At 38.4% G+C, this 11,654-nt stretch carries 9 protein-coding genes; all 9 read right to left on the bottom strand.

Going from position 1 to position 11,654, the window contains the following annotated elements:
* Positions 1-91: 91 nt before the first annotated feature.
* Positions 92-1,054, bottom strand: a complete 963-nt coding sequence (locus tag GQR46_RS09485; protein WP_010555334.1) for a class 1 fructose-bisphosphatase — start codon at positions 1,052-1,054, stop codon at positions 92-94.
* Positions 1,051-2,133, bottom strand: a complete 1,083-nt coding sequence (gene fbaA / locus GQR46_RS09480) for a class II fructose-bisphosphate aldolase (protein ID WP_007585332.1) — start codon at positions 2,131-2,133, stop codon at positions 1,051-1,053. Before fbaA ends, GQR46_RS09485 begins: the two co-directional genes overlap by 4 nt.
* 14 nt (positions 2,134-2,147) lie before the next feature.
* Positions 2,148-2,765, bottom strand: a complete 618-nt coding sequence (gene eda / locus GQR46_RS09475) for a bifunctional 4-hydroxy-2-oxoglutarate aldolase/2-dehydro-3-deoxy-phosphogluconate aldolase (protein WP_007585331.1) — start codon at positions 2,763-2,765, stop codon at positions 2,148-2,150.
* A 428-nt stretch (positions 2,766-3,193) separates the two neighbouring features.
* The gene (locus tag GQR46_RS09470) at positions 3,194-4,126 is read right to left on the bottom strand and encodes a sugar kinase (protein ID WP_165740803.1); all 933 of its coding nucleotides are present in this window, start codon (positions 4,124-4,126) and stop codon (positions 3,194-3,196) included.
* A 74-nt stretch (positions 4,127-4,200) separates the two neighbouring features.
* Positions 4,201-5,508, bottom strand: coding sequence for an MFS transporter (locus GQR46_RS09465; protein WP_007585328.1), 1,308 nt, complete (start codon positions 5,506-5,508; stop codon positions 4,201-4,203).
* 2 nt (positions 5,509-5,510) lie between these two features.
* Positions 5,511-5,855 (bottom strand): cupin domain-containing protein, encoded by a 345-nt coding sequence (locus tag GQR46_RS09460; RefSeq protein WP_002962963.1) that lies wholly within the window; start codon positions 5,853-5,855, stop codon positions 5,511-5,513.
* A gap of 5 nt (positions 5,856-5,860) precedes the next feature.
* On the bottom strand, positions 5,861-8,071 hold the full coding sequence (locus tag GQR46_RS09455) for a heparinase II/III family protein (protein ID WP_165740802.1): 2,211 nt from the start codon (positions 8,069-8,071) through the stop codon (positions 5,861-5,863).
* Between the two features lie 5 nt (positions 8,072-8,076).
* A complete protein-coding gene (locus GQR46_RS09450) occupies positions 8,077-10,335 on the bottom strand; it encodes a polysaccharide lyase 6 family protein (RefSeq protein ID WP_165740801.1) in 2,259 nt (752 codons plus the stop codon).
* A 148-nt stretch (positions 10,336-10,483) separates the two neighbouring features.
* Positions 10,484-11,362, bottom strand: a complete 879-nt coding sequence (locus tag GQR46_RS09445; protein WP_008170302.1) for an NAD(P)-dependent oxidoreductase — start codon at positions 11,360-11,362, stop codon at positions 10,484-10,486.
* Positions 11,363-11,654 lie beyond the last annotated feature (292 nt).

Below are 11,654 nucleotides of genomic sequence, written 5' to 3'. Positions count from 1 at the left end.
AGTTTGTATAAAAAGGATTATTTACAGAGAGAATGAAAAATAAGGGTAAAAAAGGGGCTATTTTCTTGCCCCTTTTTTATTAAGTACTGGTTTATAAAATAGCGTTATTATAAAACTCTACAGGCTCATTTGAGCCCAAAGCAACAGGCACACGTTGATGCAAGCTAGTTGGCGCAATATCTAAAATACGCGTTCCTCTAGAGGTTGCTTTACCACCTGCGTTTTCAACTAAAAGCGCTAACGGGTTTGCTTCATAAAGCAGTCTTATTTTTCCGTTATCGTTACCACTGCGTTTATCTTGCGGATACAAAAATAACCCGCCTCGGCATAAAATACGATGAACGTCGCCTACCATCGCTGCATTCCAACGCATTGAGCTTTTTTCAAAGCTTTCACAGGTGTAAAGCAATTTATCAAAATACACTTGTGTCGGTTCGTCCCAATAACGGTAGTTAGCCATATTAACGGCAAATTCACGACTCTGCTCTGGCACACTTAACTGCTTATTTGTCAGTAGATAACCGCCATGCGTTGAATCTAATGTATAACAACGCGTTGGACCGCCAGTGCTCATTACAAGTAATGATGAAGGGCCGTATAACACATAGCCTGCACATACTTGATTTACACCAGGCTGACTAAATTGCTCGTCGCTGTCGAAGGCAACATCATCACGGGCTAAGTAAATAGTAAATATAGTGCCTATTTGCCCATTAACATCAATATTAGAAGAGCCATCTAGTGGGTCAAAAGCAACAATAAACTTACCTTCAGGATGGCCACCTACCGCATGATCTTCTTCCTCTGATGCAACTGATCGAACGCTGCTGTCGTCAAGTAGTATGTCTTTAAGTAGTTGGTTTGCAATTACATCTAGCTTTTTTTGAACTTCACCTTGGATGTTTTCATTCAATGTTGAACCTAAAACACCGGCTAATTCACCTTGGCTTACTCGAAAAGCAATTTCTTTACTGGTCGCTAAAATTGTGCGAATAAGTAAAATAAGATCGGTATCTACACCGTCTTCTTTTAATACTGTATTTAGTCTTTTCATGCGCTATACCTATTTACACAATTTAGATCGTCAAAGCATTGCTCTAGTCTTGCAACCATACTTTGCTCTGAATGACGCAACCATACGCGAGGGTCATAGTATTTTTTGTTTGGCTTATCATCCCCATCAGGGTTACCAATTTGCTCTTGTAGGTATGCTTGGTTATCTTTGTAGTAGTCTAAAATACCTGTCCAACACGCCCATTGCGTATCGGTATCAATATTCATTTTAACTACACCATAGGTTAAAGACTCTGCAATTTTATCGTACTCAGAACCACTACCACCATGAAATACAAAGTTAATTGAGTTGCTTGGTAGATTAAATTTTTCTGATACGTAAGCTTGTGAATCTTTTAAAATAGTTGGTGTAAGAACAACGTTACCCGGCTTATATACACCGTGAACATTGCCAAAAGACGCTGCAATTATAAAATTAGGGCTAATACGACTTAAACGTTCGTAAGCAAATGCAACATCTTCAGGCTGAGTGTATAAAGAAGAGCTGTCTAGGTGTGAGTTATCAACACCGTCTTCTTCGCCGCCCGTGCAGCCAAGCTCAATTTCAAGCGTCATACCTATTTTTGCCATACGCGTTAAGTAACGTTCACAAATTTCGATATTTTCTTCTAAAGGCTCTTCTGACAAATCAATCATATGCGAGCTAAACAGTGGTTTGCCAGTCAGTTCAAAGTGTCTTTCACCTTCATCAAGCAAACCATCAATCCAAGGTAGTAGCTTTTTAGCTGCGTGATCAGTATGAAGCATCACTGCTACTTCATAATGTGCTGCCACTGAATGTACATATCTTGCAGCACTTACCGCCCCAAGCACTGCTGATTGTTGCTCTGGTAAAGATAAGCTTTTACCACAAAAAAATTGAGCTCCACCATTAGAAAGCTGAATAATAACGGGCGAGTTTTTCTTTTTAGCAGCTTCTAGCGTTGCATTTATAGATGTTGTACTAACAACATTTACCGCTGGCAACGCATATTGATTAGTACGCGCATGTTCATACACAGCACTTACTTCATCGCCAACGATTACGCCTGGCAGTATTGTTGGGGCTAAATAATTCATTTATGAAATCCTTTCTATTTTAAAGCCTGGATACAAGAATCAGTAATTGCTTGCCAATTTTCTTGTTCAACCCACTCTTTTTTCGCTATCCAAGTACCGCCAACGGCGAATACATTATTTAAAGAAAGATAGTCCATTTTGTTACTTTCGCTAACGCCGCCTGTAGGGCAAAAGCTGACTGCTCTAAATACTGACGACACAGCTGATACAAAAGGTGCTCCTCCGGCAAGCGAAGCCGGGAATAATTTTTGCTCTTCAAAGCCATATTCAAGTGCCATTAAAATATCACCGGTGTTTGATACACCAGGAAGTACCGGCACATTACATTTAGCAAGTGCTGTAAGTAATGCAGGAGAAACCGCTGGCGTTACAATAAAGTCAGAACCCGCTTCAAGTGCTTGCTCTAAAATGTCAGTATTTATGACTGTACCCGCACCGACTTTTAGCTCTGGCACTTGTGCCTTAATAGCTTTTAATGCTTCTAAAGAAGCCTCTGTTCTTAGTACTACTTCAACTAAAGTAAGGCCAGCGTTAGCCATAGCTTTCGCTATTTGAACACCTTGCTCTGGCGTATCAGCTTGAATTATAGGTAGCAGTGTTTGTCCTGACATAAGTTCAGAAAAGCGAGTCATAACGTTGTTCCTTTATAAAAAGTAATGCGGCCGAGGTATGGCGGCCTTTAATGTTTGATTAACCTGAACTCTAGATAATAAATCTATCTCAAGCAGCTATTTTCAGCGCTAACTGCGTTGAATTTACTTGCAATAGGCCCGCTATTGACGCGTAAATTCGCCTTGTTTTCACTGAAAATCTCTAGCTAGAGAAAATAATTTTAAATATCACCATGATTCAATATGTTAGTAAATCTCTTAACCAGAGTTCAGGTTAATTATTTTGTTATACCAATTGCATTAAATTAATGAGCTATTATAGCGACAAGAAAATAGCTCAATAACAAGGCTAAAATTATGATACATAGTTGTTCTATATAAATAATTTTTAACGTAGTTAGTGAGTTATTTAATACGCTAAGGTGATCATGTTTTTAATAAAATTGGTATCAGATACCAGCTTCAACCATTGCTAGCTGAAATATATCTTTTGGAGCAATAGCGCCTGGCTGTTGTATAACCGCACCGGCGGCTTTTGCAGCAAGTTGTACAGCACTCGAAATTGGTTTATCAGATAAACGAGCACCTAAGTAAACACCGTTAAAAGCATCGCCTGCGGATGTCGTATCTACAACATTTGTTACCGGTATTATAGTGTGGCTTTGAAGAGTATTGCCCTCTTTTGTCACTACCGATTCAGGGCCATTTTTAACAACAATTTCTTCAATTTGGTAAGGTTTTAAATATTCAACAACCGCTTCTACGCTATGAACGTCATAAAGTGTTGTTAAATCTTCAACGCCAGGTAGGGTAATATCTGCAAGCGTAAAAGCTAAATGATATTGCTCTTTAGTTTCCTCTACACTATTCCACAAACGCGCTCTGTAGTTAGGATCAAAAACTATTTTAACCCCAGCATCTTTGAGCTGCTTTACAACTTTCCAAAAATGCTCACGTGCACTTTTTTCAATTATTGCTAATGAAATTCCTGAAAAGAAAAACATATCACCTTGGCTAAGCTGCTCGAGTGCATCAGCATCTAAAAAATCAACAACCTTTTTAGCTGCAGAATCATTACGCCAATAAATAAAGCTACGCTCACCATGCTCATCGGTTTCTATGTAATACATGCCAGGTACTTTGGTATCGTGAGCAAATACGAGTTGTGTATTTATTTGTTCACTTTCAAAGCGTTCTAGCATTTTTTTACTTAAATTATCTTGACCTAAAGCCGTAACAACCGAAGTAGTAACCTGCGGGAAGCAACGTTTTAAATACACTGCAGAATTATAAACATCGCCTGCAAATGATTGGTGTAGTGTGGCTGCGCTCATAGCTCTAAGCTCGACCATGCATTCACCGATAAAGTAAATATTTTTCATCTTGGAAGTTACCCTATGTAGTTAACTGCTATGCGCTTATACAAAACATGTTGGCATAGCAGTTATTATCTAGATTATTGAGGCTTTTTAAGAGGTTCTATTTTTGGAATTAAAATCCAAACAGCTGCCATTGCTATAATGGCTAAAGAAGCACCAATAACAAATGCTGGCGTATAATTACCATCAGCAGTAAGAATAGGCACAAGCGATGTAAGGCCTACAGCACCAAGTTTTGCCGCCATACCAGAGAAACCTGATAATGTACCTACAGCTTTTTTGCCTAACAAATCACTTGGTAGTGTTTGCACGTTACCAATTGCAGTTTGAAAACCAAATAATATAACAGCCATAATTAGTACCGCTGTCGTTGGTCCGCCTGGATTTGCCATTGCAAGTAACGCAGGTAACATAATTAAACAGCCCAGCGTTATAGTTAGCTTACGTGTTTTATCTGTATTCCAACCGGCTTTGAGTCGGTTTTGAGCTAATAAGCCACCAAACCAAGCACCAAACATAGCGCCAACATAAGGTACCCAACCATATATACCAATAGACTTAACATCCATGCCGTATACTTCGTTTAGGTAAATAGGTATCCAAAAAACAAATAACCACCAAATAGGGTCAATCGCAGCAGAGGCAATAATTACACCCCAGCTTTGCTTACGAGAAAGTAACTCAGCAGTTGAAGGGTTATATTCTTCTTCGTCTTCACCTGTTACATCGCCATTATCATCAACACGTCTTTGACCTGTTAAGATATATTCACGCTCTTCGGCAGTAAGCCAAGGATGAGAGCTAGGCGGCGCTTTAACCAAAATTAACCAAGGCACTAACCAAAGAAAACCTAATACGCCCACAAAAACAAACACCATTTGCCAGCTAAAGTAGATAGTTAAATAAGCAATTAAAGGAATAGCAATAATACCGCCAATAGCAGCGCCAGAGTTAAAAATACCCTGTGCTAAGGCACGCTCTTTAGTAGGAAACCATTCAGCATTACCTTTAGCTGCGCCCGGCCAGTTACCAGCTTCTGCTACACCTAAGATTGCGCGAAAAATACTAAGGCTAAGCACACCTTGTGCAAATGCATGTGCAACGGTTGCAATAGACCAAACACCTATCGATAAAACAAAACCGAAGCGTGTGCCTACCCAGTCAAATATTTTACCAAATATGGCTTGACCAAATGCATAAGCAAATACAAACACAATTGAAATATTAGCGTATATTTGTTTGCGTTCTAGCGCTGATTCATCAGGAAATAAATCTTCAACGATGTCCGGCCAAAGCACACTAAGTGCTTGACGGTCGATATAGTTAATAATGGTAGCTAGCGCAATTAGCGCTATAACCCACCAACGTAAGCCTTTAAGTTGCATAATTAATCCTCAAGAAAGTCTTCACGCGCTGGGCTAAAAGTATCAATCAGGATTCCGCCTGTTGGGCAGGTAGCTCCATGATCAGCAAATGGTGGGATTAAGCAGCTATCACCCGGTTTTAAGATTTTAGTTACGCCATCAATGTTAAAGTGGAACTCACCTTCAACAACATACGTTACTTGAGAATGTCTGTGAGCATGGTTATAACCAATAGCCCCTTTCTCAAACCAAATTTTAACAGCCATTAGCTCTTCGTTATAACCTAGCATTTGACGTTTTAGACCATTTCCTAAATCTTCAATTTCGGTCTCGTTGCCAAATGAAAAGTTTGCGCTTTGCTTTTGCATCCTATTTACTCCTGATTATTGTTCATCATATAAACGCCTAATCGGCCATTTAAAGTGAACTCTTTATTTTGATAATTGAATGTATTTTTAGCTGAGGTTGGTGCTTTATTAATAGCCACTAAATATGACTTGCCTTTAATATCAAGTTCAACAAGTGTTAAATCGCCCTGCTGACTATATTCAAGCTTTGTAACTCTACTAACAGCTTCTAACGTATATTCTTTACTTGGATTGTATTCACCGTGAGGCTCTAATACAGATATAAATTTATGATGCTTTTGCCCCTCAACACGACGAATAAAACCGTTTTCGTTGCGTAAGTTAAAATCAGGGTCGTTTGCGCCTATTTGAGTAAACAAGAAAGACTCATCACCTTTAACCAAACTCGTTTGCGTATAAAAGCGACCATTTTCGTTTAACCACGTTACTTTAGCTAAACCACTTTGAGGTTGCGCTTGAGCTTTAAGCCATAGATGCTGGTAGCCATTTTTAGTACCTAATGCAGACAGTTGTGTTGCATTCGCTTTTAGCTCAAAGCTGGTATCTATAAGCTGACCTTTATAATGCAAAGGCAAATCAAGCTGATGCGCTTTATTTGCTGCAACATCAAATATATCAAGTGCAACTGTGCTTTGTAGTTCAGGTAAGTTAATAAGTGCAAGCGTACGCTCAAGATCAACGCCTTTATAAGCTGTGCTTATTTCGCCGCTTGAAACCGTGCCGTATTCATTCGTTTCGAAAAAGTTAAGTGTAGGGTAATTACTATTTCCTACTTCAACATTTGCATTAAAATGCGTTGTTTCGTCAACCACTACCGTATTGTGCGCAACAGTGTGTTTAGCGTAAGTTTCGTTTTCAGGTAAATAACGACCGCCGTATTTAGCTTCTACATTTAAAAAACGTGCTGCGCCATAATCAGATACAATTTCATTACCGTGGTCGTAAAATTGCCATGTTAGTTTATCAAAATGACCGTGACCTAAGCCTTGTGCAGCAGGTTTAAATAGTAGAGCTTGATCGCAACCTACCTGCGTTCTCATTACAACTAGAGCACCTTGTTTACCGTCATTACCATCGCCGAAGGCAACAGATTTAAACGAATAAGGTTTTGCCATGTTGTTATCAAGTGCTTGAGCTACTTTTAGTCCATCACCAGAGAGAATTATTTGGTCTTGTTGCTTAGCAATATCTAAATAACCCGCATCGTTGGTTAAGCCATATGCTGCCGTTACACCATTAACTAACTCAATAGTATCGATACCTTTACTTTTTATTGCATCGTTAATTGGGAAAAACAAACCGTTGTAGCTAAGTTGAATCGTCGTATCAATCGCTTTTAATAATATGCCATCGCGATATTCAAAGATTTTTCGTTGTGGTTCGTTGTTTTCAATCGCTTTAGCAAACGTTACAAAGGGTAATAGTGCAAAGCGTTGATAGTAAGGACCTTCGTTATAGTAACCTTGTGGTGAAAACAGCATTTCTAGCTGCTTAATAAAGCCACCTTTACCCGACTTTTCTAAATCGTATAATGATTTTTCTACCCACTCAGGTTCACCTAATACATACCCTGCCATGCCAACACCCGCTGTTGCCCATGTTCCATGGTTATGTACTTTATTAAATGTAGAGGGTTGGCCTACTGATGTGAACAACGAAACAGGACGTAGTAAGTCATCCTCGATTGTTTTAATGTTATCGGCATTTAACGAGTCATGAATTAGATCATAAGCTTGTATTGTGTACACAAGCCACATTGCTTCATTTAGGCTTTGCCAAAAAAACTTACCTGGATTTTGCGAGTCCATTTTACGTTTTGGATGCAGACCAAGTGTTGGATATAATTTTGCATACTCAAGCAACATATCACGTACATAGTTTGCGTATTTATCATCTTGGCTTAATTGATAAATAATGCCCGCGTTGTACATAAGTTGGTAATTTTTCTTGTGGCGTTCATGTGTATAACCACCACCACCATCTTTTGGTACAGGTACCGCAATTGGTTGAGCTATTTGTTCGTCTACTTGCGCTTTTAATAGCTCAAACGCAGTAGAAAATTTACCTTCGCTGCCTATTGCTTGACGCATATGACTTACGTCATCAGTAGTAATTACTAAGTTTGGGTGCGCTGCATGCGCACCCAATGATGTAAGTAATGTAAGTGCTGCTACAGCCGCTATTTTAAAACCTGTTTGGCATTTTAATAAGTACATAGTATTTACCCTGCCTTATTTAAAATGTTGTTATTTTTTAATACTGCTGTATGTGGGCCTTTAACTCTTAGTTCTTTAACACTTGGTGCTTTAGTTGCATCAAATGTATTGTCTGAGATTTCAGTTTTAGGCTCGCCTACTGTGTGCTCTACAACAATAGGAGCAGATTTAACAAATTTATTATCTTTGATATTAGTAACCTGAACACCGTGAACATAAATGCTCGCTTGCTCTTTGTTACGCTTACCAAGGCCAACGTTATTAAGCGTGTTATTTGTCATTTCAAAATGAGGGCCAAATGTACTTTCATCAGTACCACCACGGTAAAGCTTAAGTACACCACCTTGCACATCATTAAATGTATTATTATTTACAATAACGTATTCCGCGTTATAAACACCTAAGTCTTCAATTTCAGTATTTAGACGTAAAATGTCACCGGTTACTGTATTAAAGGTATTACCTGTAAGAATAATTTCATCAGCCATTGCACCTTTACCAGTGATAAAGAAATGGAATGAATGATTAATATCTAAAGCATTTAACTCTGAGTTGGTCATTACAAAGCGGTAATTATCAACCATACCCCATTTTTGCGTACGAACAATGCTGTTACCTATTGCATCTGGCGCGTTTTCACCTGAAATAGATAAACCATCTAGTTTTAAGCTGCCGCCATCATGTATTTCAAACAAGGTAGAACGTTGAAAAGTAAGTTTAGACTTTGTGTTCTGCTTCGCTTTAATTGTCAACGTTTTATCAATTTTAACCAGTTTAGAAACATCATACTGGCCAGGCGCTAGTTCTAGAACATCGCCCGACTGTGCATTATCAATAGCATCTAGTAATGCACTTACATCAGCTTTAACAGAATGTGTCTTACCAGAATCAAAATCAACTAAAGCAGGTACTTTTGCATACCAGCTAACACCGGTATCTTCTTTTTTAAGTACTTTTAAATCGCGCTTTGCACCTACATTTAAACTTTTAGATGTTGGGTAAAGTAGACCATTACTTGCTTTTTTAAGCGTGATTTTTTCTTTTTTTACACCGTACGTTAGCTCAGAAAGTACTTTTGTATCAGCAATGTTGTTACTTAGTACCAGCCCGCTTACATCATCAAATGTTGTAAATGGCTGTTCACCATCTTGATTTATGATTAAGTTATTTTTCATTACGCTATCTTTAGGTGCAGCGCTACGCTCAGCATCGCTACCTGCGGCAAGTTGAATATGACGCACATTTATAAATGTGTTGTTTTCAATTGTCGCATTTTCAACTTGGTGATAACGATTTATAGATGAATTTAGTACGCCGTTCATCACAGTAAAACCACTGCCAAAACGATACCCTGTTAGACCTTGTAGGTAGTTATTTCTTACAATTTGGTCTTTATTGATAACGCGGATACCACCGGTGTGGTCAACACCATTACCAATAAATATATTTTCTTCTATTAGGTTACCGTTACCATGGCGCAGCGTTAATGTACCGCGCGCTTCATAAAATACGTTATTACGAAGGATGTTTTTACCTGACTTAACCGACACAATTTCTACTTCACCATTGGTGCGTTCAAAGTAGTTATTTTCTACCAATGTATGTGAATCAGTTAATGAGTAATGACTAGTACCAATACGAAGTGTTTCACCACCGTTTGAACCAAAAGTTGGACGGTAGCCAAAATAGTTATTATCTATACGGTGATAGTTTTCTTGGCTTGCTTGAGTGTTTAAACGAACAGCAACTGTCACGCCTTTATTTCGTTTGCCAACTAAATGACTATGATCAAAGCGGTTATGTTGTCCATATAATGCAACCCAATAATCAGACTCTCGTTTGTCTGGATTACTGTAATTATCAATTACAATTTCTGTTACTCGTGAGTTGTAGGCTAATTCATTTTTGTTTTTACGAAATTCTATTACAGCTGAGCTCGGTGTGTAGCCGTCTTTAAATACTAAGCCAGAAGCCTCAAGGTATTTACCTGCAAGTCTTAGGTTAGATTGACCCGATAAAATTACTTTGCCGTTAGTTTCAGCGGTCAATAAAATAGGAGAGTTTTTTGTACCTTGGCCTTCAAGTAGGATTTCGAAGTCAGACCAAGTACCATTTTTAAGTACTACTTTGTCGCCAGCAACTAGATTAGCTGCGATATCATTAAAAGCTTGTTTACTTTCTACAAAATAATCTTTGGCCGCTATTTGTGTGGATATGCAACCGATGAGAACTAGACTAAGCTTTATTGTGTTAATCAAACGCATAGTTAACTCTTTTTCGTTGTGACTGAAAGTAGTGCTTCATCAGAATTTTAAAAAGCTGACATTGCACAAAGACTTTAGTCAATTGGTGTCATGTGTGTTAAAGCGCCTTAAGCTAAAAGCCTAAAGCGCTCAATAAGGTCGAGAAGTATTACTTTTCTAACTTTTTGAAGTAATCAAAAATTTCAGGAACGTTACCTTGCCCCATACCAGCGTCAAACGCTGCTTGTAGGTTAGCTGATGAACCTTCAGCGATTTTTGATTCAGTACCTAGGTCTTCTACCATTTGTAGGAAGTAGCCTAAATCTTTGTTTGCATTAGCAATCGAGAAACCAAGGTCACTAACATTATCAACTGCATAGTTTTTACAAAATTGCATAAACGGTGAGTTAGATGGACCAGTCGACATGATGTCAAAAAGTTGTTGACGGTCAACACCAGCAAGCTCTGCAACTGCAAATGCTTGTGACATAGCACATACTGTAGTCATGCCCATGAAATTGTTGATGAGCTTAGTTGTATGACCTGCACCTAGCTCGCCAAGATGGAAAACGTTTTCACCTTGATCTTCCAGTACTGGTTTAACTTTATTGAATGTAGCAATATCGCCTGCAGCCATGATGTTTAAAAGGCCATCTTTAGCATGTGCTGGTGTACGACCAAGAGGAGCATCAATCATGCCTGCGCCTTTAGCTGCTAAATCAGCACCAATTTTTTTAGTAGATGATGGGATAGAAGTACCAAAATCAACTAATACTGCACCTTCTTTAATACCCGCTAGGATACCGTCTTCTGCATAAATGATTTTTTCTACAACGGCAGAAGTTGTAAGACAAAACATAACAATATCTGAACCTTCAGCTAGCTCTTTAGCAGTGCTTGCTGTTTTTGCGCCTCTAGCAACACATGCTGCAACCGCATCTTTGCTAAGGTCCATAACAATTAGCTCATAGCCTTTGTTTTGTAAATTTTCGGCCATGTTGCCGCCCATTAAGCCTAAGCCGATGAAACCGATGACTGGTTTTGACATGAATAACTCCTAAATATGTGGCGCATACTTTTATAAGAACAAGTAAAATCTACTCTAAAATACGCTGTGTCTTTGTTTCAATTTGTAGAGTAACTTTAAGCTTGAGTTATTTATAAATTAACCTGTGCAAAACGTAACTCTGATTAATTACCAATACATTGTATTCACTCAAACCAAGCAACTTACCAATTGGTATGCAAAAACTGTATTACCATACACCTTTTTTGTCAACCAATAAGTTAACCAAGTAAATCCCATATTTTTACAAATTACATACAAATAAATTTAATAC

The organism is Pseudoalteromonas sp. Z1A6 (genome assembly GCF_011378745.1).
In the GTDB taxonomy this organism is placed as follows: domain Bacteria; phylum Pseudomonadota; class Gammaproteobacteria; order Enterobacterales; family Alteromonadaceae; genus Pseudoalteromonas; species Pseudoalteromonas arctica.
The sequence above is the reverse complement of the archived record's forward strand: the minus strand, read 5'-3'. Positions and strand labels throughout refer to the sequence as shown.